Consider the following 26,025-nt stretch of genomic DNA (forward strand, 5'->3'; position numbering starts at 1 on the left):
GACGTCGTGCCTGGCACGGCGAAGATCCTTGTTAGGGTTTGGCCGCTAGCGGGAGGATGCGCCGGCGTAGCCGGCATCAAGACGATCACAAGGGCATACCGATATCGCCGACAAGCTGGCCGAGCGGCGGTGGTTGCACAAATCATTGCACGGTGGGCCGTCGCAGCGCTCACGCTAGCGAGATGTCCCCAAAAACCTCCGCATTCGTTCGGGGTGGATGGGTGATTTCGGTCGGAGGTAGGCAACGCATGACGGTGAACTCGGCGCCCACCCGGATGTCCTGCGGCCCGAATTCTGGCCGGATTCTCGATACCGCGCGCGGAATACTCATGGGCCTTCGGCGCTGCTCGTCGGAGACGGCCTTTGAAGAGCTGTTCAACGCCGCGCAACGTCACAAGGTTTCGTTGTTTGCCATGGCATGGGCACTAACCCAACTGGCCGGTGATTCCGGAACCGCACCGGCCAGCTTCCCCGATGCTCAGGCCGCGGCTCGCAGTGAGTGGGGTCAGCTGTTGGCGGCCATGCCCGTGGCCAATGGCTAAGCATCGGAGTTGAACGCCGTCACCGCATCCACGCCGGCGAATCGGCGGCGATGCGTAACGCATCGATGATCTGTTGCTCTTTCCCCACGAATCGCTCGGTAGGTGTGGGGACCGAAATCGCGATCACACTGTCATCTACGCTTCTTCGCGCGATGGCGGCCGCCGAAATCCCCTGGGTATGCTCATCGCGGTCGAAAGCTATTCCGGTGCTTCGTATCTCATCGATTTCGCGGCGCAGTCCGGCCGCAACCTCGGGCGGGAATCGTTCCAATGCGGCCGCCACGTCGGAGTCGTCGAGTACCGCAAGAGCCGCCTTTCCATTGGCTGTCCCGTTCAAGGGGAATCGGATGCCGATCGCCGAAACCGCGCGAAGCCGGTGCGATGACTCGATCTGGTCGACGAAACACATCCGCTGGCCGCGCAGAATCGACAGATCGACGGTTTCGCCGCCAGTTGCTGCGGCCACACGCTCGATGGTCGGCCGAAACATCGCCGCAACGCGAGCGCCGGTCGCGTTGCCGAAACCCAATAATCGCTCGCCCAGAGAAAACCGACCGCGATCGTCGACGCTCGCCAAACCAACTTCAACGAGTCCAACCAGCAGGCGGCGGGTGGTCGACTTAGCCAGCTCCAGGCGCTCACAGAGGTCGACAAGTCGCAAGTTGCCCGGCTCGGCCGCGATCTCGTCCAACGCGGCCGCCGCCCGACGTAGCACCTGGATGCCTTCGTCCCGATTTGTTGGCAGATTTCGTTCCGTCCGGGGCACCATTCCACTATAGTGATCCGCATTACGGTCTCATAGGAGCCGAATTACGGAACAAGGAGTATGCAGATGAACGCCTTACCGGCCGGGCGGCATTTCTTCCGCAGCGATGACGGCTATGAAGCGGCCCGGCGAGCAACGGTGTGGCATCAACGGGTGCCCGAGCGCTATCCCGAGGTGATTGTGCAGGCCGCCGACGGCGACGACATCGTCGCGGGCCTGCGCTACGCGAAGGCCAATGGCCACAAGGTCAGTGTCGTTTCGGGTGGGCACAGCTTCGCCGCCAGCCATCTGCGCGACGGCGCGCTCCTGCTCGACGTGAGCCGCCTCGATCACGCGAGTATCGACGTCGACAGCAAGACCGCCATTGCTGGCCCCGGTAAGGGCGGCAGCGTGCTCATGGCCGACCTGGAAGCACGAGGTCTCTTTTTCCCCGGCGGACATTGCAAGGGCGTCTGCTTGGGCGGCTATCTGCTGCAGGGCGGTTACGGGTGGAACAGTAGGGTTTTCGGTCCGGCATGCGAGAGCGTCATCGGCCTGGACGTAATTACCGCCGACGGCCAGAAGATCCATTGTGACGCAGACAATCACGCCGATCTGTACTGGGCGGCCCGTGGCGCCGGACCGGGGTTTTTCGGCGTCGTTACCGCGTTCTATCTCAAGCTGTATTCGCGCCCGGCGGTCTGCGGCACCAGCGTGTACGTTTACCCGTTCGAGGTGGCCGACGACGTGTACAGGTGGGCCCGAAGCGTCAGCGCCCAGGTGGACCGTCGCGTCGAGATGCAGATTCTCGCCACCAGTAGCGTCCCGGAAATGGGCCTCGACGGCCCGGTCATCTTGATGGCCTCGCCGGCGTTCGCAGACTCCGAAGAACAAGCGCGCGAAGCGTTGTCGGTATTCGACTCCTGCCCGGTGGTCGACCGCGCGCTGATCAAAAACCCTTATATGCCAACGGATTTACCGACCTGGTACGACGTCGTGATGACGCATTACCTCGCCGATCATCGCTACACAGCGGACAACATGTGGACGTCGGCGTCGGCCGACGCGTTGCTGCCGGGCATCGGGAACATCCTCGACACCTTGCCACCGCACCCATCGCACTTTCTGTGGCTGAACTGGGGCCCCTCGCCGGCGCGCCAAGACATGGCCTACAGCATCGAAGATGAGATCTATCTGGCGCTGTATGGCTCGTGGAAAGACCCCGCCGACGACACCAAGTACGGCGATTGGGCGCGATCCAATATGGCTGCGATGTCCCACCTGGCCACCGGCATTCAGCTTGCCGACGAAAACCTCGGCCAGCGTCCGGCCCGGTTCGCCACCGACCAGGCGATGGCTCGGCTGGACAAGACGCGAGCCACCTATGACCCCGACGGACTGTTCAACAGTTGGATGGGACGAATCTGATGGCCACCGACCTCTATCTCGGCTACCGCGACACCGACACCGAGACCCCGTTCGGCAGGTACTTCAAACCCGAAATGGCCTCGCTGCCAGCTCATGTCGTCGAGGCGCTGCAGCACGGACCGCAGGGCGGGATGGCCTTGTTGGCATTCGATGACGCGCCCGCGCTCGCCGACGAGGGCTACCAGCAGACCGAGAATGGCTACGGGGTGCTGCCCGACGGCGGCTTTCAGGTTTCGGTCCGCACCGACATGCCCGGGGTTACCCCCGCGATGTGGGCGTGGTGGTTCGGCTGGCATGGTTGCGATACCCGTCGCTACAAGTTGTGGCATCCCAGAGCGCACCTCTCCGCGGCATGGAAGGACGGCGACGACGCCGGCAGGCAAGGCCCGCAGCGTTACATCGGTCGCCGTTCGATGATCAGCGAATACATCGGCTCCACACTGCTCAACGGCGCTATCCAATTCGTCGCACCGGCCAGCATGGGACTACCGGACGATGGCGACGATGCGGTGGCAATCTGTGCGCGGTTGGGCTCGGGTGATGCCCCGGTAGACGTCGGCTGGTTCGTGCACCACGTGCGCTCGACGCCTAGCGGCGCCGAGATGCGCTCCCGGTTTTGGATGGGCGGATCGCACATTGAGGTGCGCAAAGCCCCCGGGGTTGCTTCAAAGGCGGTGCGTGCCATTGCGTCTCGGATTCTGGGTACGCCAGAGTCCACCGCCCGCAATCTGCTGATCCATTGCGCGCAGGAAATGAATCATCTGGCCGGCTTCCTACCCGAACTGTACGAAAATTTCGGCGACGAGTAGCGACCTGCCCACCGGGCTCAACTAGGCGGTAAACGCGGGCGCGACGAACATTTCGACCAGCCGGCGCTCGGCGTCATCATCCTCGCCTGGCCAGTACATCAGCGACAACACAACGCGCACTATCCATTTCGCGGCCCATTCCACGGATTGCGGATCACCGGCGGCGAGTCCGGCGAGATCGCTGGCCACCCCGGCGAGCAGCGGTGACTCGGCGAGCCAGGCGACTTCGCGGCTGCCGCCGCGGATCGAGCCGATCATGAGCTGTCCGAGTGGGTCGGACCGGATTCGTTGGACCGATTGAAGCACCGCCTCGACGACTCGCTCCCTTCCGGTCAGGTGTTCCACCGCCGATCGCACGGAATTGGCGATGCGGGCCGCTGCACGGGCCAGCACCACTTCCCGGATCTCGACTTTGCCTCCGACGTAGCGATATACGGTCGCGCGTGAGCAGTGGACGCGGACTGCGAGCTTGTCGATGTCGAGCGCGTTGAGTCCATCGCGAGCAATGAGGTCGGCGGCGGCGTCGTAAATCCGTTCGGTGGCGGCGGCGCGACGATCGCCCCCAACGAGCCAGTCGTCGCTGGGCACTGAGTTGGTGTCCTTCCGGTTCGGAACCGATCAACAGGATTTTCCAATCGTGAGACGAAAATATCACTGTTTCTCGCGGTAGTCGCAGGTCCAGCCGACGAGTTGAGACGGACCAAGATCAGGTTTGCAAATTGCTGTTTTCAACTTGCCGCAATGCCGTTGACCTCTCTATTTCCGCAGCTCAAGCTGTTCCGTGGATTTCTGGATAGGTTGCTGAGAGGTGTGGAAATGTCGTTCGTGTGGGTGGATCCGGAGCTAATGACAGGGGCGGCGGCCGTCTTGGCCCGCATCGGATCTTCGCTGGCCCAGGCCAATGTGGCCGCGGCCGGATCAACCACCTCGGTGCTCGCCGCTGGGGCCGATGAGGTATCGGCGGCAGTCGCGGCGCTGTTCGGTGCGCATGCCCAGCAGTACCAGTCGGCCAGCATGCAGATGGCGGCGCTTCACCAAAGGTTTGTGCACGCGCTCACCGCTGGTGCGAATGCATACGGGCTCGCTGAGGCGGCGAACGTGTCGCCGCTGCAGGCTATAGAGCAAAATGCGCTGAGCCTGATCAACGCACCCACCCAGGCGTTATTGGGCCGCCCGCTGATCGGCGACGGCGCCAATGGGGCCACCGGAACCGGGCAGGCCGGTGGAGCCGGTGGGCTGCTGTGGGGAAACGGTGGCAACGGCGGGTCCGGTGGGGTCGGCCAGGCGGGCGGCGCAGGTGGGGGCGCGGGTCTCTTCGGTCACGGCGGTGCCGGCGGAGCCGGCGGTGCGGGGGGCGCGTCCGGTGTCGGCGGGGCCGGCGGTATCGGCGGGCGTGGTGGGCTGCTGTATGGCAATGGTGGCGGAGGCGGTGCCGGCGGGCAGGGCATGCTCAGCGGCGGCGCGGGTGGTGCCGGCGGCTGGGCGGGCATGTTGGGCGCCGGCGGCGTCGGTGGGGCCGGCGGGCAAGGCATCGGCCTGGACGGGGGCGTCGGCGGAGCCGGCGGAAACGCCGGGTTGCTGTCCGGTCCCGGCGGGATCGGCGGCACCGGCGGAACGTCCGCCATGGGTCACGGCGGTTCCGGTGGGGCGGGCGGCGCTGCAGGGTTGATTGGCAACGGTGCCGCGGGAGGTGTGGGTGGTGCCGGCGGCCAAGACGGCGGTGCCGGCGGTGTCGGTGGCAATGCCCGGCTGTTCGGAACCGGCGGAGTCGGTGGTTTGGGCGGTACCAGTGACGGTTCCGGCAACGGTGGCATCGGCGGCGATGGCGGCCTCGGCGGGCGGGTGTATGGCAACGGTGGTGCTGGCGGAGCGGGCGGTAGCGGCCCGGCGGCCGGCACCGGGGGCACCGGTGGCCATGGCGGTACGGGTGGTACCGCTGGGTTGTGGGGGGCGGGTGGACACGGTGGCGCGGGTGGACACGGCGGTGCCGGCGCAGTGGGTGGCACGGGCGATACTGGCGGGCTCGGCGGTGATGCCGGCAATGGCGGTGCCGGCGGGAACGGCGGCTGGTTGATCGGCGCTGGCGGCGCCGGCGGCCACGGCGGTGTCGGCGGAACCGGCGGGGCCGGTGGGGCCGGGGCCGACGGGGTCGCACTGGGCAGTGCCGGCGGCGACGCCGGCAACGGTGGCAACGGTGGTGTCGGCGGGGCCGGCGGTATCGGCGGCAAGGGTGGCCTGATCGGCTTCCTGGGCGGTCAAGGTGCTGGCGGTGCCGGGGGTGACGGTGGCGTCGGCGGGGCCGCCGGCAACGGCGGAGATGGCGCCATGGGCACATTCTCCAAATTTGGTAGCGGTCTGGGTGGCCACGGCGGCAACGGCGGCGATCCCGGCTCTGGCGGGGCCGGTGGGGCTGGCGGCAACGGTTCCACGACGGGTGCCGCGGGCGTGACCGGAGCGATCGACACCAGCGGCGGCGCGGGCGGCACCGGCGGCCGGGGCGCCGATGCGACCAGTGCCGGCGCCAATGGCGGTCATGGCGGTCAAGGTGGCAGCGGCGGGCTCTACGGCGACGGCGGCAGGGGCGGTGACGGCGGCAACGGTCTCCGGGGTCTGGACCGCAGCGCGCAGGTGACACCGGGAGCTTCGGGTGCCGACGGACAAGGCGGCGGTAGTGGTGGTGACGGCGGCAACGGCGGTATGGGGGGAGCCATGGCCGGCACCGGCGGCACCGGCGGCACCGGTGGCAACGGCGGTAACGGCGGCAACGGCGGCGCGGGGGCCGGCGGCGTCGACGCTGCAATGGCCGGCTCCAGCGGCACCAACGGCGGCAACGGCGGGGACGGCGGGGACGGCGGGGCCGGCGGCAACGGCGGGATGGGCGGTCAGGCGCAGGCGGCCGGATACTCCGGCGGCGTCGAGGGCAATGGCGGTAACGGCGGTGACGGCGGTGCTGGAGCCGTAGCTGGTGACGGCGGTAAAGGGGCCGCCGGGACATTTGCTGGCAGTGCTGATGGTCACGGCGGCAACGGCGGTAACGGCGGCAATTCCGGCAGTGGCGGCAAGGCCGGAACCGGCGGCACCGGCTTGATCGACGGCCAGAACGGCCAGGCCGGAGCGACTCACGCCAGCGGCGGCAACGGCGGTGCCGGCGGTAAGGGTGCCGACGCCGTTGCTGCCGGCACCGACGGTGGCGACGGCGGGAACGGCGGATCCGGTGGCCGATACGGCAACGGCGGCAATGGTGGTAACGGCGGAGCGGGTAAAGCCGGTGCCAGCGGGTCCGACCAGGTCGGGCAGATGGCAGCCGGTACCGGACACACCGGGGGCGCCGGCGGTGCCGGGGGCGTCGGCGGTGCCGGCGGCGCCCTGGCAGGTAGCGGCGGAAATGGCGGTGACGGCGGGATCGGTGGTACCGGCGGTACCGGCGGCAAAGGCCTTGACGGCGTCAATGCGACGGCCGCCGGCACCGCTGGCACCGACGGTGGCAACGGCGGCCAGGGGGGTAGCGGCGGCAACGGCGGTGACGGCGGGGCCGGCGGCAGCGCCAGCTCGGCCGCGGTGGCTAAGGGCTTTCACAGCGGCGACACCGGCAAGGGCGGAGTGGGTGGCGATGGCGGCACCGGCGGCAACGCTGGTAGCGGCGGCAATGGTGCCAAGGGCTCGTTTGCCAACGGCGGTAACGGTCGAGGCGGCGACGGGGGCGACGGTGGCGACCGCGGCGTGGGCGGCCAAGGAGGAGCGGGCGGCACCGGCTCCGGGGGCCAGGCCGAGGGCGGCAAAGCCGGAAGCATCGGGAGCAGCGGCGGTGACGGTGGCAACGGCGGCCGCGGCGATGACGCAAGTGCACCCGGCGGCACCACCGGCACCAACGGCACCAATGGAGGCGCCGGCGGCGACGGCGGAGCCGCCGGGTCCGTCGGCAAAGGTGGCACCGGTGGCGCCGGCGGCAACGGCTCACCGGGCGCCAATAACACACAACTGCTCGGCAAGGGCGGCGCCGGCGGTAACGGTGGCGTCGGTGGTGTGGGCGGTGATGGTGGCTCACTGGGCGGAGACGGCGGCAACGGCGGTGCTGGCGGCTTAGGCGCCAGGGGCGGTACCGGGGGCAATGGCCTCAATGGCATCTCCGGCACCGACGGCGTCGTCGGCAGCAACAACGGCGCGGGCGGCACCGGCGAGGAAGGCTGGGACGGCGCCGCCGGTGGGGCCGGCGGCCAGGGTGGTAACGGCGGAGCCGGCGGCCACGCGTTGGCGACCGGGTACAACGACGGCAGCCAGGGAGTCGGTGGCAACGGGGGTGCAGGCGGTGCCGGTGGAACCGGCGGCAAGGGCGGCGCCGGCGGTACCGGCGCCGCCGCCGTGTCGGGCAATCCGACCGCGGGCAACGGCGGTCAAGGCGGGGATGGCGGCGCCGGCGGCGTCGGAGGTGATGGCGGGGTCGGCGGCGCTGGCTCCGTTACCGGTACCGCCGGCGCGTCCGGGGCCGACGGTAATGGCGGCACCGGCGGCACCGGCGGTGCCGGCGGCAATGGCAATGTCGGCGGCCTGTCCTTCGCGCACGGTGGCGACGGCGGTACCGGCGGCACGGGCGGCGCCGGTACCGTTGGCGGCACCGGTGGCACCGGCGGTAACGGCGGCGACAGCAACGGCGGAGGCAACCCCGACGGCGGCAATGGCGGCAAAGGCGGGACCGGCGGCACCGGCAGCCAAACCGGCGGCAAGGGCGGTGATGGCGGTATTGGTGGCAAAGGCGGCGACAACACACTGGTGGACGCCCCCGGTAACGGCGGCAAAGGTGGCGACGGCGGCGTTGGCGGCACCGGCAGTGACGGTTTCGGCGGCAATGGCGGCAGCGGCGGCAAGGGCGGCAGCGGCGGCAATAACAAGCTTGTCCCGCCCCTTGGCACCGGCGTGGGTGGCACCGGCGGCGCCGGCGGGCACGGCGGGCAGGGTGGCCCCGGCAGCGGCACGATTAGTGTCGTTGGCAGTGGCCAGGCGGGCAGTCCCGGCAACCTTCCTTCCGGAAGTCCGAATCCCACCACCGGTGGGACAGGCGGAGCCGGAGGTAGCGGCGGTTCTGGGGGCAACCCCTGAAATCGCGGCGGTGGGGCCAGTGAACCGGCTGTGGACTCGGGATGGGTGGCCACTCGACCCGAGATTTTTTGCATCGAAGTCTTATGTTGAGACAATCGTGGTCCAACATCTTCGGGTATCCGCAGGTCCGGCATACCCGGTGAGACAACTGCCGGCCGCCCCAAAAGGCACCCGTCCCAACCTTACTCGGTGCCGTTGACGTGCAGTTATCCCGCCGTCAGGCTAGAGAAATGACAGTCGCGAGCGATGCCATCCCGTTCTTTGCCACCGAATCCCTGCAAGATCCGTATCCGATGTATGAGCGCATGCGCGCCGCGGGTCCGGTCCACCGCATCAATGATTCCGAGTTTTTTGCGGTGTGCAGTTGGGATGCGGTCAACGACGCCATCGCCCGTCCGGAGGACTTCTCCTCCAACCTGACCGCCACGATCACCTACACCGCCGACGGCACCGTCAAGCCGTTCGAGATGGATCCACTCGGCGGACCCACTCATGTGCTGGCAACCGCCGACGACCCCGCCCACGCCCTGCACCGCAAACTCTTGGTACGCCACCTGGCGGGCAAGCGCATCCGCGCCATCGAACAGTTTGCGACCGCGGCGGCGGACCGGCTCTGGTGGTCCGGTCTGCAGGATGGCCGCATCGAATGGATGGGGGCACTGGCGAACCGACTACCGATGATGGTCGTGGCTGAACTGATCGGCTTGCCGGATGCCGATATCGCCCAGTTGGTGCAATGGGGATACGCGGCCACCCAACTGCTTGAGGGCATGGTCGATGAAGAACTGCTCGCCGCGGCCGGTGTCGCAGTGATGGACCTCACCGGCTACATCACCGAACAGTTCGACCGGGCCGCGGCCGATCCACAAAATAACCTGGTCGGCGAATTGGCCGCCGCGTGCGCCTCCGGGGAAGTGGACACCCTCACCGCCCAGGTCATGATGGTCACCCTGTTCGCGGCCGGCGGTGAGTCCACGTCGTCCCTGCTGGGCAGTGCGGCCTGGATGTTGGCACATCGTCCGGACATTCAGCAACAAGTCCGCGATCAGCCCGGGCTACTCGGAACATTCCTCGAAGAGACCCTGCGCTATGAGCCGCCATTTCGCGCCCACTACCGGCACGTACGCCACGACACCACGTTGAGCGGGGTCGAACTGCCCGCGGATTCTCACCTGCTGCTGTTGTGGGGGGCGGCCAACCGGGATCCGGCCCAATTCCCAATGCCCGACGAGTTCCGGCTGGACCGTCCGGGAGGCAGGGGTCACCTCAGCTTCGGCAAAGGGGCCCACTTCTGCGTGGGCGCCGCGCTGGCGCGGATGGAAGCGCAGATTGTCCTGAGGATCCTGCTCGAGCAGACTTCAACGATCGAGGTCGACGATGTCGGACGCTGGTTACCGAGCATGTTGGTGCGACGCCTGGAACATCTCGAACTAGCAGTTCGATGACGTCATGGCAGCGCCGCACGACGGCGGCTTGGCTGCCTGGCAACGTATTCGAAAGCCCGGAGAATCACCGCGCAGCAGCGCAGGCATAGCGAAACTAGTTGTCACACCCTCGATCTAACGATCGAACGTCAATCGAAAGTAGCTTGCGGAAGACCCCCGCCGGTCACGACGAACGCCTCGACCGCCGTCGCTTGCCGGTAGCCTTCCACCTCCACCCGCCATTCGTAAATTCCTGGCTCCAAGGGAATTCCGGCCGGAATGTTCAGAGTGAGCGGCATTCGCACCGAGGTACCGTGGATTGCCCCGGGGGCACGGCCCGCCTCGGCCGATGCTTCGAACAGGATCCGCTGCGGCCCGTGCGGCCCGGGCACGACAACCAGCTCGCCGTCGGTAGTCAACAATTGGCATTTCAGATTGTGCTGCCTGTTGGTTTCATCCCAGTCAATGTCCAGAAAAAGGACCAATGCGAAAGGGGGAGTGGGAGTTTGGCACTGCCGCCACCCGATCCCCAGCGCATGGACCTTTCCTGATTGCGCGTCGGCATGCGCGGCGTCCGCCAAGAACAGGCTGACCTTCATATCGTCACTTTGTCATTCTGGTCACGAAATCCACGAAATCCAGTCCTGCTCCCAGTCTGCCGGCCTGGATCTACTTCCCGGGCGGCAGCTGGCGCGGCCCCTCAGGGGAACGCAGCTCGCGCGGCTCGTCCCGGCCAACCAGCTCGCGCTGGCCTTCATTTGCCGTCGAGCCAACCGGCAATCCGGCAAGGTCGTGGGGTTGCGCCTGCCCCAGTGAGGGATGGCGATCATAGGTATCGAGCCGATCGTAGTTTCCGCTCTGGGGCCCGCCCGATTGCTCGCCGCGTGACGATGCGATCCGGTTGCCCTCGGCCGCATCAGCGGCCACGGACTGCAGCGTCGGTTGCTCGCCGGTGTCCGAACTTTCGGAATTGACCGTCACTTTGCGAGTGCGCTTGAAGGAAAAGGCGATTTCCTCGACTTCTTCGAACACCTGGCGTGCGGTCCGAAGCGGCTGGGTCGTGTTGTCGATGACACGCGCGACGAACGGGGGCACCAGCGGACGAATCCAGCGCGCCGCGGCTTTGGTGGCGTCCGGAATCGACGGGATCAGCCCGGTGCCGCTCTCCTCCTCGCGCGGTTGCACCGTGCCCCCCGTTTCCGCCTGCACGGGAAGGTGGTCGGGTTGCTCAGCAGTGGTCCTCTCCGATCCGGCGGGCAATTCGGCAACCGCTCGGCTGGCGGCCTCTGCTTCGGCGGCGATCGGCAGATACATCTGTTCCTCCACTGGATCGACGGCACGCTGTACCGACGCGCGCACCGGGGCTTCGAGCGCTTCGATGACACGGCGACGTTGCTGTTCACGGTCGATTTCGGCCTGGGCCTCGATGGCTAGCCGGGTCTGGGTCAGTTGATGCTCGGCCCACATGATTTCGGCGGCGCTACGCACCTGGGCCCGCTTGATCGCGATCGCGGTGTCGGCCTCTAGTTCCGCGCGTTCACGTTCGGCGCGCGCCATCGCGTGGCGGTCGTGGGTTGTCTCACCGCGCCACACCCGCAGAATCAGCGGTAGCAGGTATACCAGCGCGCAGAACGCGATTGTCAGGAACCGCAGCGCCAGCGCGCCCGCGCTGGCCAAAGTCAGCTCATTCATGGCGACCCAGCGGGCGCCCAAGCCACGGCCCGCATCGGCAACTGCCGTGTGGCGTGCTTCGGTCAGGCGTTGCTCGTCACTGGCCACCTGGGCGTCCAGGGCGGGGGCCTGACGATCGCGCGCCGCCAACACGCGGTCCAGCTCGCGCTGCGCATCGGCGAGAAACTCATTGGCCGTGCGTGTTTCGGGACCCCGACCGGGAACGCCGGTGATCCTGGTTTGCGGGCAACCCGGCGTCGGATGGTATTCGCATCGTGCGACCACCAGGGCCTGGTCCAGGCGACCGCGCGCCTGTTCGACCGCGTTGTCCAACGAAGCGCGCGCTACCCGGTCCTGTTGAAGGGATGTTGACGCCTGGGCGACTGCCGGCGCCGATTCGGCGTTGCGCAGAGCGCCTTCATCGAGATGCCGATTGATTGATCCGGAAAACACGACCAGCGCAGCAAGCTCACCGACGACGACGCCAACGGCCAGGGCGATGGCGGCGCGGGCCACAAGGCCCGACCACTTCCGGTCTACCCCGCCGGCGGTACCGCGGGTCACCGCCCCGACCAGCAGGCCGAACACAAGGGTCCCGGCGATGACGCCCCACGCCGGCCAGCCCGCCCCCTCGTTCACCGCCAGCGCGGCTAAGAGCCAGGCCAACAGGGTGCCGAACGCCACTACCGCACCGGTGACCGCATGTGTGGATCGTTCATGACGCTCGCCCAACTCATGCCAGTGTCCGCCACCAAGCCAGGTGAGCAGCGCCTCGAACCGCGATGCGGCCGAGCGCTGCTCAGCATTTTCGTAGGCGCACATGAGACTCCAAACACCTCCAGGTACTCCAAGCGTGGCAGGCGGCCGCCCGACACACCGAATTGAAGTGGCCGCTTGTGGCGTTGTTCACAATGCACCGGCACATGTCGCGGACCGCACTGTCGACGGCGCAGACCGCTCTGGCCCCGCATTGACCGCGAAATTAGTGCGACGCGAGCGGATCAGCGGCCGTTCCGGCGGGTGACATGAGACGGTATAAACCTATGCAAAATCACGACTATGTCACCTACGAAGAATTCGGCCGCCGATTCTTCGAGGTTGCAGTTACCCCGGACCGAGTCGCGGCGGCATTCGCGGAGATCGCTGGCAGCGAGTTCGCCATGGAGCCGATCGCGCAGGGGCCCGGAGGAATCGCCAAGGTCAGCGCAAATGTCAAGATCCGCGAGCCCCGGGTGACGCGGAAGCTGGGCGACCTCATCACCTTTGTGATCCACATTCCGCTGTCAATCGACCTCCTCCTGGATTTGCGGCTGGACAAGCAACGCTTTGTTGTCGCCGGGGACATCGCGCTGCGTGCTACTGCGCGCGCGGCCAACCCGCTACTGCTGATAGTGGACGTCGCCAAACCACGGCCATCCGACATCACCGTCAACGTGTCATCGAAGTCCATCCGCGGCGAGGTGCTACGCATCCTCGCCGGCGTTGACGGCGAGATCCGCCGATTTATTGCGCAGTACGTCGCTGAGGAAATTGACACCCCACAGTCGCAGGCCGCGCAGGTTATCGATGTCGCCACGCAGCTGGACTCCGCCTGGGCCGGAGGCCAGCCGCAACCGGACCACGAGTAGAAGCGGGGTACATCCAGGTACTTCCCCTACCCGGTTTTCACCGGATGGCACGTCTCGCGCGGCCCAGCAGGGGTTTATCCCCCCGCGGCCGACGGGTATCTAAGCCCGAACGCAGAGTGAGCAAACATCGAGTAGGAAAACGGGTTAGACATGGCGCGTGTGCAGGTCTGCACTTCATCCAAGCTGCCACCCGCATCCGCCTGGAAGATCGCCTCCAACCTGAATCGGTTCGACGAATGGATGACCATCTTCGGTGGATGGCGCGGCACGGTGCCGTCGACGGTCGACCAGGGAACCCAGGCATCATCGCTGATCAAGGTCAAAGGCTTCCGCAAAGTGATCCACTGGACCGTCACCGATTACGACGAACCGAAGTCAATCAAATTGCGGGGGCGTGGTCGAGGCGGAGTGCGGATCTCGGTGGCGACCACCGTCGCCGCCAACCACCCGGGATCGAGGTTTCATCTCACCGCCGACTTGACGGGCGGCCTGCTCAGTGGCCCGATCGGACGCCTCGTCGCCAAGGTGTTGCGCTCTGAGGTGCGGCGCTCGGTGGACAACCTCGCTGCTTTGCACTGATCCCCGGAGTCCCGGCGCTAGCCTGACCGACTCTCGGACTGCTTTCAGCGGCGGGCACCGCCCCAACTGGCATGCCACTCGGCTTCACGAATTCGCCTGCGCTGCATGGTAAGCCAGGACAGGCCGCCGCCAGAGACAAACAACCCGACGATGGCGGCAGCGATTCCGACCCCCACCTGGCCGATGGCCACGGTGGCCATCGAGACAACGAAGGCCAATGCGACGCCGGCGACCACCACGAGTCCTGGCACCCGCTCCAGCTCACTTGGTCCAGGCGAATCGATCGAGAGAGGGCTACTCCTTGCCACCCATCGGGCCGGACCGCCTATGGGGCTGGTAAGCACCTTTTGGAACTACCCGCAATACGCTGGGAGCAAACAACTTTGCGATGGCTCAATCGCGCCGCAACAATCGGCGTACCGGTCGAACCTCAATGGCGTTGATCGTCAACGCCCGACTACGGATGCGCCAGCCCCCATCGGCCAGCTGATACTCGTCGTCGTAACGCAGATGCCAGACCACGTCGACCAGTTCAGCGGAACGTTGGGTCCAATGGTGGGCGATACAGGTGATCCGCCCGCAGGCCAGGTCAGAGCGCACGCCGTCGTCGTAATCGTGGTCGAAAGGCTCGTCATAGACTTCGCCGACGATCGCATGCTCGGTACGCACAGTGTGGGCGACGGCGGCGACGGCCGCGGCGATGGCTCGGTGCCCCCGGTGCGTGTGAACGGGCTCGAGCGCGGCGGGCGGGTCAGGCAGCCTCAGTTCCGCTGTAGACGTGAAAAGTGCTGCCGCGGAATCAAATTGACGATCATCAATGTGCGCCGCATACCGGTGCACCAGATCGCTGAGCGCAGGCCGGGCGGACAGCGGGAAGGTCATCGGCCGGTCGCGGTGCGTCACAAGACCGACGCCAGCCGCTGAGCACAGTCCGACACGATGTCGTGAGCCTGATCAATCTCCGAGACCGGCGGCATGGCCAGCACGATCCGGTCAGCGCCCTGGTCGATCAAGTGGCCCGCACGTTCGCTGTCGATCTTGGTCACCAGGTGTCCCAGGGAGACTTCGATCGCTTTCGGATCGCGGCCAGCCGCTATGGCCTCGGCGCGCATCAACGCGATCAACGACTCGAGTTCGGCGCCGGTCACGCCAAGGGGCTGGAAACCGTCGCCATAACGTCCGGCCCGCCGTGCCGCCGCACGGCTATGACCGCCGATGTGAATCGGGAGTCGCGCAACCGGTTTGGGATAACACATGGCGTTGTCGAAGTTGAAGAACTCGCCATGGTGGGACACGCCTTCGGGTCGGTCGGCCCATAGGGCCCGCAGCACGATCAATTGTTCGTCTGCCCGGCGTCCGCGACTGTCGAACTCCGCCCCACACGCTTCGACCTCTTCTCGAAGCCATCCCACCCCCACACATAGCCGAAGCCTGCCGCCGGAGAGGACATCAACGCTGGCCGCCCGTTTGGCCAGCACGACCGGGTGGTGGTTGGGCAGCACTAAGACCCCGGTGGCCAACCCAAGCCGCGTCGTTCGTCCGGCCAGGAAGCCAAGCAGATCGAGCGGATCGGGGATCGGGCAGTCGGCTGCCAACCCGACGCCCCCGGAACGGTCATACGGATACACGCTGTCGTACTGGGTCACCAGGATTGTGTGTTCGACGACGATGATCGATTCAAAGCCGCATGCCTCGAGATGTAGCGCGAAGGCGGTCATCCAGTCCGGATCCGCGGTGACGCCGCTGGCCACCGGCGCAATGATGCCGACCTTTGCCCCCGCCTTTGCCCCCGCCTTTGCCTCCACCTTCAGCGGGATCTCCATGGCAACCGAAGCTAACAGGCGCCGGTCAGCTGGTGGCACGGGCCGTCTGGGCGTGCACCGCGTCGAGCAGGCTAGCTACCCGGCGATCGGTGAAGATGTCTTCGAGTAACACCCGGCGGCCGTCGGGCCCGGTCAGCGGAACCCGCCAGTTCGGGTACTCATCCGTGGTTCCGGGCTGGTTTTGTATCCGCCGGTCGCCGACCGCATCGGGCAGAGCCACCGCCAACAAGCGCGAGGGTGTTCGGCCCAGATATCGGTAGAGCGCCAAGATGGTCTGCTCGGCGTCGTTTTCCGGATCGACCCCGGTCTCCCGATCCGCGTCTGGACCGTCCATCAGCAGGCCGACCCGGCGCAACTCGGCCAACCATGCGGCCAGTTCGGCCTGAGCAGCCTGGAGTTCGGACTGCGCGGGCCGGGTTAGCAAGCCGAGCGCCTCGCGCAGCCGCACATGGTCGCCGGCCAGGTAGCCGGCGGTGGGTGGTAGGTCGTGGGTGGTTACCGAGGACAAGCAATACTCGCGCCAGCGCTCGGCGGGCAGCGGGCCGCCGCTGCCGTCGCGGTCCAGCTCGAACCACAGGATCGAGGTACCCAGCAAGCCGCGCAATAGTAAGTAGTCGCGGACCCACGGCTCGACGGTGCCCAGGTCCTCACCGACCACGACGGCCCCGGCTCGGTGGGCTTCCAGCGCGACAATGCCGACCATCGCCTCGTGGTCGTAGCGCACATAGGTGCCCTGCGTGGGCGGCTCTCCCTCCGGGATCCACCACAGCCGGAATAACCCGATGATGTGGTCGATTCGAACCCCGCCCGCATGCCGCAGTATCGCCCGGATAAGTGCTCGGAAGGGACGGTATCCGTGCTCTTCGAGCCGGTCCGGCCGCCAAGGCGGCTGCGACCAATCCTGACCGAGTTGATTGAACTCGTCCGGTGGTGCGCCCGCGGTCACCCCCAGCGCCAGCACGTCCTGCAGCGCCCACGCATCGGCCCCGTTCGGGTGGACCCCGACGGCCAAGTCATGCATGACACCCAACGACATCCCGGCTTGCGTCGCCCGCGTCTGCGCGGCGGCGAGCTGCTCGTCGAGTTGCCACTGCAGCCAGCGGTGGAAATCGATCGCGTCTTCGTGCTTTTCGGCGAAATCGGCGACGCCGGGGGCGTCGGGATGCCGCAACGACTTCGGCCATCGATGCCAGTCGCCGCCGTATTTCTCGGCCAGTACGCACCAGGTGGCGAAGTCGTCGAGGGCTCGACCTTCGCGGGCGCGGAAGGCGGCGTACGCCAGGTCGCGCCCGGCGGCCCGCGGTACCCGGTGGATCAGCTTGAGCGCTGCGCGTTTGGCCACCCACGCGCTGTCACGGTCGATGATGTCGAGCTGGTCAGTCTGGCGTTGCAGGTCTGCGTGCAGCTGGCGCACCCGGCCGCGTTTGGGTAGATCGACGAATTCGGGAATGGCCTGGACGCGCAGATAAAGCGGATTGACGAAGCGCCGAGATGTAGGCAGATAGGGGGAGGGCTCCATGGGTGTTGTCGGTGCCGCGGCGTGCAGCGGATTGACCAGGACATAGTCGGCACCGTGCTGGTAGGCCGACCAGAGCGCCAGGTCAGCCAAGTCAGTTAGGTCACCGACACCCCACGACTGTTGCGACCGCACGCTGTAGAGCTGGGTTGCCAGGCCCCAGGCTCGGCGGGAGCCGAGCTTTTCCGGCAGGCCGAGCCAGCCCGGGGTAACGATAAGGGCGGCACTGGTCTCATGGTCGCCAGACCGTAGGTGCACGCGGTGATAGCCGAGCGGCAGGTCGGTGGGCAGCATGAAGCTGGCTTCGCCTATCCAACGTCCGTCCAGATCGAAAGGCGGGGTGAAGTTGTCGGTCTGCACCACCCCGCCCCGTAACGTGCCGTCTTCGAGGTGTAACCACACGTCGGCTTCGGCGCCGTGGGTTACGTGTGCCCAAAACCGCGTCTGTGCGCCCGCGCGGGCGACAATGGTGCTCGGCAACGAGCGGGCCCAATACGCGCGCAGGTGCGCGGCCAGGGCCGTGTTGCGCTCTTGCTCGGTGCGCGCTGGAACACCGAGGGCGGCCAAAACCGCCACCAGGGTGGCCTCGCTGACGAGCACTTCCTGGCCGCTCCAGTCCCGGTATTCGGTGGCGATACCGGACCGCCGGGCAAGGTCGACCAACGAGGGCGCGAGCTCAGTCATGTCGCCCATCTTGCGTCCCACCCGCGCGTGGTGCGGCGGGCAGGGCGACCGGGCTCGGGTGGATCCCCCCGACACCGACTGCATTGAGCCGGTGCGTCGCAGGTCAGGGGCGTGCCCGCGGGCATGCACGATTCGCCGCGCCGACTCACCGATTCGCCGCTACCATGCAGGGAAAGACATGGCGAATACTTGGGGGATCCAGCGCGGTCGACTTCGCATAGCGCGGTCGGTTTCGGTGCCCTACGGTTGTCACCGTGATTAGCGTGTCGCCCGATGAATAGGTCAATATTCAGGCGTTCGCAAACAGACCGGAAGGTGATCTAACGTGGCTGAACAGGGCCGCGGACAACGGGGGTCGGGGTACGGCCTGGGGTTGTCTACGCGGACGCAGGTAACGGGCTATCAGTTCTTGGCCCGCCGAACCGCGATGGCATTGACCCGGTGGCGTGTTCGCATGGAGATCGAACCCGGCCGACGTCAGACGCTCGCGGTGGTTGCGTCGGTGTCTGCCTCGCTGGTGATCTGCCTTGGTGCGCTGCTCTGGTCGTTGATCAGTCCGTCAGGTCAAATAAACGACTCTCCCATCATCGCTGACCGCGACTCGGGCGCGCTCTTCGTACGGGTGGGGGACCGGTTATACCCGGCGTTGAACCTGGCATCGGCGCGGCTGATCACCGGGCGTCCGGCAAACCCTCATCTGGTTCGGGGCAGCCAGATCGCCTCCATGCCGCACGGACCGCTGGTGGGTATCCCCGGCGCGCCGTCCCAGTTCTCGCCCAAGAGCCCGGCCACCTCGTCGTGGCTGGTTTGCGACACCGTGTCCACATCGTCGGGTGTCGCCTCCCCGCATGGGGTGACGGTGACCGTGATCGACGGCACTCCCGATCTCACCGGCCACCGGCGGGTGTTGAAGGGATCCGACGCGGTGGTGCTGAGCTACGGCGGTGATGCGTGGGTTATTCGGGAGGGACGTCGCTCCCGCATCGACGCCAAGGATCGCTCGGTGCTGCTGCCGCTGGGGCTGACACCCGAACAGGTCAGTCAGGCCCGGCCAATGAGCCACGCGCTCTACGACGCGTTGCCGGTTGGTCCCGAACTGCTGGTGCCGGAAGTGCCCGACGCAGGGTCTCAGGCGACCTTCCCGGGTGCGCCGGGCCCGGTGGGGACGATCCTGGTCACGCCGCAAATCAGCGGGCCGCAACAGTATTCGCTGGTCTTGATCGACGGGGTCCAGACATTGCCGCCCTTGGTCGCCCAGATTTTGCAGAATGCCGGCCGCCCGGGGAATACCAAGCCGATAACGGTGCAACCCTCGGCCCTGGCCAAGATGCCGGTGGTGAACAGGCTGGATCTGTCTGCCTATCCCGACGACCCGCTGAACGTGCTGGACATTCGGGAAAATCCGTCCACATGCTGGTGGTGGGAACGGACTGCGGGTGAGAACCGGTCCCGGGTGCAGGTGATTTCCGGGCCCACCATTCCGGTCAAGCCGCAGGACATGAACAAGGTGGTTGACTTGGTGAAGGCCGACATGAGTGGCCGGGAAGCCGACCAGGTCTACTTCGGTCCCGAATATGCCAACTTCGTGGCCGTCACCGGCAACAACCCGGCCGCTCAAACGACCGAATCGTTGTGGTGGCTCACCGATGCGGGCGCGCGTTTCGGGGTGGAAGACACCAAGGAGGCGCGCGAAGCGTTGGGATTAGGCCTGACACCCAGCCCGGCACCGTGGGTGGTGTTGCGGCTGTTGCCACAAGGCCCGACGCTGTCGCGAGCCGACGCGTTGGTGGAGCATGACACGCTACCCATGGATATGAGCCCTGCAGAGTTGGTGGTACCCAAGTGAAACGCGGATTTGCGCGGCCGACACCGGAAAAGGCCCCGGTAATCAAGCCCGAGAACATCGTCCTGCCGACGCCGTTGAGCATCCCCCCGCCAGAGGGGAAGCCGTGGTGGTTGATTGTGGTCGGCGTCGTCGTGGTCGGGCTGCTTGGCGGCATGGTGGCCATGGTCTTTGCCAGCGGTTCACACGTTTTCGGCGGTGTCGGCTCGATCTTCCCCCTGTTCATGATGGTCGGCATCTTCATGATGATGTTCCGCGGCATGGGCGCCGGTGGACAGCAGCAAATGAGCCGCCCGAAGTTGGACGCGATGCGTGCCCAGTTCATGCTGATGCTGGACATGCTGCGGGAGACCGCTCAGGAGTCGGCGGACAGCATGGACGCCAACTACCGGTGGTTCCATCCGGCCCCAAGCACGCTGACGGCCGCCGTCGGATCGGCCCGCATGTGGGAGCGCAAACCCGATGGCAAGGACCTGAATTTTGGGGTCGTGCGAGTCGGCGTCGGAATGACGCGCCCCGAGGTGACCTGGGGCGAGCCCCAGAACATGCCGACCGATATCGAGCTGGAGCCGGTGACGGGCAAGGCGCTTCAGGAGTTCGGGCGCTACCAGAGCGTTGTCTACAACCTGCCAAAGATGATTTCCCTCCTTGTCGAACCCTGGTACGCGCTGGTCGGAGAGCGCGATCAGGTACTGGGGTTGATGCGCGCGATCATCTGCCAGCTGACGTTCTCCCACGGACCTGACCATGTGCAGCTGGTCGTCGTCAGCTCGGACTTGGACGAATGGGATTGGGTGAAATGGCTTCCGCATTTCGGTGATTCACGGCGGTTCGACGCCGCGGGCAATGCACGGATGGTCTACAGCTCGGTTCGTGAGTTCGCCGCCGAGCAGGCCGAACTGTTCGCCGGACGAGGATCTTTCACGCCTCGGCACGCGAGCTCGTCGGCGCAAACGCCCACGCCGCACCACGTGATCATCTGCGACGTCGATGACCCGCAGTGGGAATACGTGATCAGCGCCGAGGGCATCGACGGTGTGACCTTCTTCGACCTGACCGGTTCCCCGATGTGGACCAGCGTTCCCGAGCGGAAGCTGGAGTTCGACAAGAACGGTGTCATCGAGGCGCTGCCTCGCGACCGCGACACCTGGATGGTGATCGACGACAACGGCTGGTTCTTCGCTCTCACCGACCAGATGAGCATTGCCGAGGCGGAGGAATTCTCCCAGAAGTTGGCTCAATGGCGCCTCGCTGAGGCATACGAGGAAATCGGGCAGCGGGTGGCCCACATCGGCGCCCGAGACATCTTGTCCTACTACGGAATCGACGAGCCGGGGAACATCGACTTCGACGCATTGTGGGGCAGCCGAACCGACACGATGGGCCGGTCGCGGTTGCGAGCGCCATTCGGTAACCGCTCCGACAACGGCGAGCTGCTGTTCTTGGACATGAAGTCGCTTGACGAAGGTGGCGACGGTCCGCACGGGGTCATGTCGGGGACCACTGGTTCCGGTAAGTCGACCCTGGTGCGGACCGTGATCGAATCGCTCATGCTGGGCCACCCGCCGGAGGAACTCCAATTCGTGCTGGCCGACCTCAAGGGTGGTTCGGCGGTCAAGCCATTCGCAGGAGTGCCGCACGTGTCGCGGATCATCACCGACCTCGAAGAGGACCAGGCGCTGATGGAACGCTTCCTCGACGCGCTGTGGGGTGAGATTGCGCGCCGCAAGGCGGTGTGCGACAACGCGGGCGTCGACGACGCCAAGGAATACAACTCGGTGCGTGCTCGGATGCGGGCGCGCGGCCAGGACATGCCGCCGTTGCCGATGCTCGTCGTGGTTATCGACGAGTTCTATGAGTGGTTCCGGATCATGCCCACCGCGGTCGACGTCCTCGACTCGATCGGCAGGCAGGGCCGTGCCTACTGGATCCACCTGATGATGGCGTCTCAGACGATTGAGAGCCGCGCCGAAAAACTGATGGAAAACATGGGCTATCGCCTGGTGCTGAAGGCACGGACCGCGGGGGCGGCACAGGCCGCTGGCGTGCCGAATGCGGTGAACCTGCCGGCACAAGCCGGGCTGGGCTACTTCCGCAAGAGCCTCGAGGACATCATCCGGTTCCAGGCCGAGTTCCTCTGGCGGGACTACTACCAGCCGGGAGTCACCATCGACGGCGAAGAAGCGCCGGCGTTGGCGCACAGCATCGACTACATTCGCCCGCAACTCTTTACCAACTCATTTACCCCGCTGGAAGTGAGTGTCGGGGGACCGGAGATCGACAAGGTGGTCGCCCACGCCAACGGCGAAGTTGTCGAGGCGGAGCAGGCCGAAGCCGAAGAGGAGGAAGAGGAAGGAATCCGGACTCCGAAGGTCGGCACGGTCATCATCGAGCAACTGCGCAGGATCAATTTCGAGCCGTACCGGCTGTGGCAGCCTCCGCTGACCCAACCCGTCGCCATCGACGACTTGGTCAACCGATTCCTCGGACACCCGTGGCAGAAGGACTATGGGTCCGCCCGGAACTTGGTGTTCCCGATCGGCATCATTGACCGGCCGTTCAAGCACGACCAGCCGCCGTGGACAGTCGACACATCGGGGCCGGGCGCCAACGTGCTGATTTTGGGCGCCGGAGGCGCGGGCAAGACCAATGCGCTGCAGACGCTGATCTGCTCGGCCGCGTTGACCCACACCCCCGATCAGGTGCAGTTCTACTGCCTGGCATACAGCAGCACCGCCTTGACCACGGTTGCCCGCCTACCCCACGTGGGTGAGGTGGCCGGGCCCACAGATCCCTACGGTGTGCGCCGAACCGTAGCCGAATTGCTGGCGCTGGTGCGCGAGCGCAAACGTAGCTTCCTCGAGTACGGAATCGCCTCGATGGAGATGTTCCGGCGCCGCAAGTTCGGTGGGGAGGCCGGGCCGGTGCCCGACGACGGCTTCGGCGATGTGTACCTGGTGATCGACAACTACCGGGCGCTGGCCGAAGAAAACGAGGTGCTCATCGAGCAGGTGAACGTGATCATCAACCAGGGCCCCTCGTTCGGGGTCCACGTGGTGGTCACCGCGGATCGCGAATCTGAACTGCGGCCGCCGGTGCGTAGTGGGTTCGGTTCCCGCGTCGAGCTGCGTCTGGCCGCAGTGGAGGACGCCAAGCTGGTGCGCTCGCGGTTCGCCAAGGAAGTTCCGGTGAAACCGGGGCGCGGCATGGTCGCCGTCAACTATGTCCGACTCGACAGCGACCCACAGGCCGGCCTGCACACATTGGTGGCTCGCCCCGCGCTGGGCAGTACCCCCGACAACGTGTTCGAGTGCGACAGTGTGGTTGCGGCGGTCAGCCGACTCACCACCGCTCAGGCGCCCCCGGTGCGTCGCCTGCCGGCTAGCTTCGGCGTGGACCAGGTACGCCAATTGGCCGCCCGAGACACTCGCCAAGGCGTTGGTGCAGGTGGGATCGCTTGGGCGATATCGGAGTTGGACCTGCAACCGGTCTACCTCAACTTCGCCGAGAATGGCCATTTGATGGTGACCGGTCGGCGCGAATGTGGGCGTACCACCACGCTGGCCACCATCATGTCCGAGATCGGGCGGCTGTATGCGCCGGGCACCAGCAGCGCACCCGAGCCTCCGGCCGGGAGCCCATCTGCGCAGGTGTGGTTGGTTGACCCGCGCCGCCAGTTGCTGACCGCGCTGGGTACCGACTACGTGGAGAAGTTCGCCTACAACCTCGACGGTGTACAGGCAATGATGGGCGAGTTGGCCGCCGTTTTGGCCGGCCGTGAGCCGCCGCCCGGGTTGACAGCCGAAGAGTTGTTGTCGCGGTCGTGGTGGAGCGGACCGGAGATTTTCTTGATCGTCGACGACATCCAGCAGCTGCCACCCGGATTCGATTCCCCGTTACACAAGGCTGCGCCCTGGGTCACCAGGGCCGCCGACGTCGGTCTACACGTGATCGTCACGCGCACCTTCGGTGGTTGGTCTTCGGCCGGCAGCGACCCGATGCTGCGGGCACTGCATCAAGCAAATGCGCCGCTGCTGGTCATGGACGCCGACCCCGACGAGGGCTTCATCCGCGGCAAGATGAAGGGTGGTCCGCTGCCCCGTGGTCGAGGCCTGTTGATGGCCGAGGATACCGGCGTGTTCGTGCAGGTGGCTCTCACCGAGGTGCGTCGGTAGATTATCGTTTGCACTGCGCTGGGTGTGACCGGTTCGGACCGGATCACGCCCAGTGCAGTGGCAGCGATTTGAGCGCGAACGTCTTTGACGGGAAAGCGATTTCGGGGGTATAGCCTGCAGGCAGTTCGAAGTCCGGGATTTGCCTGAGCCATTCTGCGACGATCACGGTCAGTTCTATGCGCGCCAGATGGGAACCTAGGCAGCGGTGCGGTCCGCCGCCGAATCCCCAGTGCCGGTGCACTTTTCCATCCATGACCAGGTCATTGGTGGACATCGTGTCGCTGCCGTCCCGGTTGACTGCGGCCATGCACAACCGCACCTGTGAGCCCGGCGGTAACGTCATGCCGCCGACATTGACGAATTCGGTGGTAATCCGGGGCGCCACCGGTGCTGACGGCTCCAAGCGCACGATCTCTTCGATGAAAACCCTGATTTGTTTCGGATCGTTGCGAAGCTCCGCGCGCAGGTGCGGTCTGCGGGCCAGTTCGAAGAGCGAAAATCCGATCGCCGCCGTCACCGTGTCCAGTCCCGCGAGAATCAACAAGTGGCTCATGCCCAGCAACTCGAGGTCGGTGAATTCGCCCGGGCCGGTCATTACCTGCGACAGCAGGTCCGAACCTGGGCTTTCGCGGCGCTGTTGAATCGCGTTGACCAGGTATTCGAACAGTTCGAGCTGCCCCGACTCGAGTTCGTCCCGGGTGAGAAAGGGTTTGTCGCCGATGATCGCATCTTTCCAGGCGATCACACGGTCGCGATCCTGTAGTGGCAGCCCGTAAAGGTCGAGGAACACCTGGTAGGGATACAGGCGCGCAAAATCTGCCATCGCCTCGCACTCGCCCAGCTGGGCAATGCTCGCGATCATGTCGGTCGCGTGGCGTTCCAGGACGGGCCGGGACTTGTTCAACGCATGCGGGCTGAAGTAGGGCTGCAGAATCTTTCGGTAGCGAGTGTGCTCCGGAGGGTCGAACGCCAGCGGGACCACGGGCAGCGGACTGCCCGGCGGCTGTAGCACTCGCGACGAGAACACCTTGGGATTGCGTAACGCTGAGAGCACATCCTCGCGCCGGGTCAGGTAGTAGTAGCCATTCATGAACACCACTGGCCCGGCATCGCGCAGCGCCTTCCAGCCGACCCCGCGGTCGGCGGCAAGCGGCAACGTCGAGTATTCAAGCCGCGGTAGGTAAAATCCGCCGGCCTGCCCTTCGCTGGCGGTACTCATTCGCTCACGTCTTCCGTCTGTCCGTTCTGCACGCGGATCGCCAACCCAGCCAAGCTTTAACGACACGGCCAATATCGCACGCCTGGCAGATGGCCACCAAGCCGACCCGATCCGACGCGGAACAGGGCCCGGCCGGCTTGGCGGCGGGGTTGGCGGAGGGTCGTTTCAGGCTGATCGGCAAGCTAATCTACCTATCGATCTGTCTGGTCCCAGCTGACGCCTGCCACGGCGGGTTGAGGGAGGAGCCCCGTGAAGATTCGTCTCGAGCGCTCGAAATGCGTCGGTCACGCCCAGTGCTACGCCGTCGATCCAGACTTGTTCCCAATTGACGACTCAGGTTATTCGATCCTCGAAGACCACGAGGTGCGGCCCGAGGACGCACAGGTAATCCGCGATGGCGTCGCGGCCTGCCCTGAGATGGCGCTCTTCCTTGAAGAAAACTGACGAAACCCGATCCGCTGACGCGCCACTCGCAACGCCCGGTTTCCAAAGTCGCGGTAAACAGTACGAACCTTTTGTTTAACGGTTAATTAACCTTGGTTTGCGAAAAATGAATAGTTGGCATCCCTCGCGCCGTCAGCCAGACGGGTCATCTAATGTGTTTCCTATGCAACGTTTCTGCAACGTGGCAGTACTTGCATGACGGTGCTACGATGCGGAATTCCCGAGGCTGTATGCGGATTCGCAGATGATCCACAATCGTACGTGGCCGTCGCGGTGGCCGGCGACAATATCACTAGTGCCTCGACGACGTTTCCTTGGCACTTTCCTCGCACACCGCGACGAGTCTCGAGGAACGGAACGGGTCAACGAGCTGGACCCGTTCGCGGCAACGTAGCAGTGTG

19 protein-coding genes are annotated in these 26,025 nt (G+C 65.9%); 10 read left to right on the forward strand and 9 right to left on the reverse strand.

The window, feature by feature from the left end:
* Window positions 1-248 precede the first annotated feature (248 nt).
* Window positions 249-542 carry an ANTAR domain-containing protein gene (locus MB901379_RS11770; protein ID WP_158019119.1) on the forward strand — a complete coding sequence of 98 codons (294 nt, stop codon included), beginning with the start codon at window positions 249-251 and terminating at the stop codon, window positions 540-542.
* Between the two features lie 19 nt (window positions 543-561).
* On the opposite strand, the gene MB901379_RS11775 is transcribed toward MB901379_RS11770, so the two are convergent.
* Window positions 562-1,311 (reverse strand): IclR family transcriptional regulator, encoded by a 750-nt coding sequence (locus tag MB901379_RS11775; protein ID WP_158016857.1) that lies wholly within the window; start codon window positions 1,309-1,311, stop codon window positions 562-564.
* A 63-nt stretch (window positions 1,312-1,374) separates the two neighbouring features.
* Between MB901379_RS11775 and MB901379_RS11780 the strand changes: the two genes are divergently transcribed.
* Both MB901379_RS11780 and MB901379_RS11785 read left to right on the forward strand, forming a co-directional pair.
* The gene (locus MB901379_RS11780) at window positions 1,375-2,715 is read left to right on the forward strand and encodes an FAD-binding oxidoreductase (RefSeq protein WP_158016858.1); all 1,341 of its coding nucleotides are present in this window, start codon (window positions 1,375-1,377) and stop codon (window positions 2,713-2,715) included.
* Window positions 2,715-3,524 (forward strand): DAPG hydrolase family protein, encoded by an 810-nt coding sequence (locus MB901379_RS11785; RefSeq protein WP_158016859.1) that lies wholly within the window; start codon window positions 2,715-2,717, stop codon window positions 3,522-3,524. Before MB901379_RS11780 ends, MB901379_RS11785 begins: the two co-directional genes overlap by 1 nt.
* Before the next feature lie 21 nt (window positions 3,525-3,545).
* Here MB901379_RS11785 and MB901379_RS11790 read toward each other — a convergent pair whose 3' ends face one another.
* Window positions 3,546-4,112, reverse strand: coding sequence for a TetR/AcrR family transcriptional regulator (locus MB901379_RS11790; RefSeq protein WP_158016860.1), 567 nt, complete (start codon window positions 4,110-4,112; stop codon window positions 3,546-3,548).
* A 228-nt stretch (window positions 4,113-4,340) separates the two neighbouring features.
* On the opposite strand from MB901379_RS11790, the gene MB901379_RS11795 reads away from it, so the two are divergent.
* Both MB901379_RS11795 and MB901379_RS11800 read left to right on the forward strand, forming a co-directional pair.
* The gene (locus tag MB901379_RS11795; protein ID WP_158016861.1) at window positions 4,341-8,618 is read left to right on the forward strand and encodes a PE family protein; all 4,278 of its coding nucleotides are present in this window, start codon (window positions 4,341-4,343) and stop codon (window positions 8,616-8,618) included.
* A gap of 230 nt (window positions 8,619-8,848) precedes the next feature.
* Window positions 8,849-10,063, forward strand: a complete 1,215-nt coding sequence (locus tag MB901379_RS11800; protein ID WP_158016862.1) for a cytochrome P450 — start codon at window positions 8,849-8,851, stop codon at window positions 10,061-10,063.
* A 128-nt stretch (window positions 10,064-10,191) separates the two neighbouring features.
* Here the strand turns inward: MB901379_RS11800 and MB901379_RS11805 are convergent, their stop codons facing one another.
* Window positions 10,192-10,641: a DUF6941 family protein gene (locus tag MB901379_RS11805; RefSeq protein ID WP_158016863.1), complete on the reverse strand. Its 450-nt coding sequence runs from the start codon at window positions 10,639-10,641 to the stop codon at window positions 10,192-10,194.
* 70 nt (window positions 10,642-10,711) lie between these two features.
* Window positions 10,712-12,535 (reverse strand): DUF4407 domain-containing protein, encoded by a 1,824-nt coding sequence (locus MB901379_RS11810; RefSeq protein WP_158016864.1) that lies wholly within the window; start codon window positions 12,533-12,535, stop codon window positions 10,712-10,714.
* 221 nt (window positions 12,536-12,756) lie between these two features.
* On the opposite strand from MB901379_RS11810, the gene MB901379_RS11815 reads away from it, so the two are divergent.
* On the forward strand, window positions 12,757-13,341 hold the full coding sequence (locus MB901379_RS11815; protein WP_158016865.1) for a hypothetical protein: 585 nt from the start codon (window positions 12,757-12,759) through the stop codon (window positions 13,339-13,341).
* Between the two features lie 150 nt (window positions 13,342-13,491).
* Complete coding sequence (locus MB901379_RS11820; protein WP_158016866.1) at window positions 13,492-13,920, forward strand: type II toxin-antitoxin system Rv0910 family toxin; 429 nt, start codon at window positions 13,492-13,494, stop codon at window positions 13,918-13,920.
* A 44-nt stretch (window positions 13,921-13,964) separates the two neighbouring features.
* On the opposite strand, the gene MB901379_RS11825 is transcribed toward MB901379_RS11820, so the two are convergent.
* The 4 genes from MB901379_RS11825 to malQ form a co-directional block, all read right to left on the reverse strand.
* Window positions 13,965-14,171: a LapA family protein gene (locus tag MB901379_RS11825; RefSeq protein WP_232022057.1), complete on the reverse strand. Its 207-nt coding sequence runs from the start codon at window positions 14,169-14,171 to the stop codon at window positions 13,965-13,967.
* 142 nt (window positions 14,172-14,313) lie between these two features.
* Window positions 14,314-14,802 (reverse strand): nuclear transport factor 2 family protein, encoded by a 489-nt coding sequence (locus MB901379_RS11830; protein ID WP_158016867.1) that lies wholly within the window; start codon window positions 14,800-14,802, stop codon window positions 14,314-14,316.
* 17 nt (window positions 14,803-14,819) lie between these two features.
* Entirely contained in the window at window positions 14,820-15,743 is a 924-nt protein-coding gene (locus MB901379_RS11835; RefSeq protein ID WP_158016868.1) for an LLM class F420-dependent oxidoreductase, read from the reverse strand.
* 25 nt (window positions 15,744-15,768) lie between these two features.
* A complete protein-coding gene (malQ, locus tag MB901379_RS11840) occupies window positions 15,769-17,943 on the reverse strand; it encodes a 4-alpha-glucanotransferase (RefSeq protein ID WP_158016869.1) in 2,175 nt (724 codons plus the stop codon).
* Between the two features lie 325 nt (window positions 17,944-18,268).
* On the opposite strand from malQ, the gene eccB reads away from it, so the two are divergent.
* Together eccB and eccCa are read left to right on the forward strand one after the other, a co-directional pair.
* Window positions 18,269-19,789 carry a type VII secretion protein EccB gene (gene eccB / locus MB901379_RS11845; RefSeq protein WP_158016870.1) on the forward strand — a complete coding sequence of 507 codons (1,521 nt, stop codon included), beginning with the start codon at window positions 18,269-18,271 and terminating at the stop codon, window positions 19,787-19,789.
* On the forward strand, window positions 19,786-23,961 hold the full coding sequence (eccCa, locus tag MB901379_RS11850; protein ID WP_158016871.1) for a type VII secretion protein EccCa: 4,176 nt from the start codon (window positions 19,786-19,788) through the stop codon (window positions 23,959-23,961). The genes eccB and eccCa overlap by 4 nt, the downstream gene beginning before the upstream one ends.
* Window positions 23,962-24,004: 43 nt before the next feature.
* On the opposite strand, the gene MB901379_RS11855 is transcribed toward eccCa, so the two are convergent.
* Entirely contained in the window at window positions 24,005-25,180 is a 1,176-nt protein-coding gene (locus tag MB901379_RS11855; protein ID WP_158016872.1) for a cytochrome P450, read from the reverse strand.
* A gap of 249 nt (window positions 25,181-25,429) precedes the next feature.
* Here MB901379_RS11855 and MB901379_RS11860 point away from each other — a divergent pair, with 249 nt between their 5' ends.
* Window positions 25,430-25,624, forward strand: coding sequence for a ferredoxin (locus MB901379_RS11860; protein WP_158016873.1), 195 nt, complete (start codon window positions 25,430-25,432; stop codon window positions 25,622-25,624).
* Window positions 25,625-26,025 lie beyond the last annotated feature (401 nt).

The organism is Mycobacterium basiliense (genome assembly GCF_900292015.1).
Lineage (GTDB): Bacteria > Actinomycetota > Actinomycetes > Mycobacteriales > Mycobacteriaceae > Mycobacterium > Mycobacterium basiliense.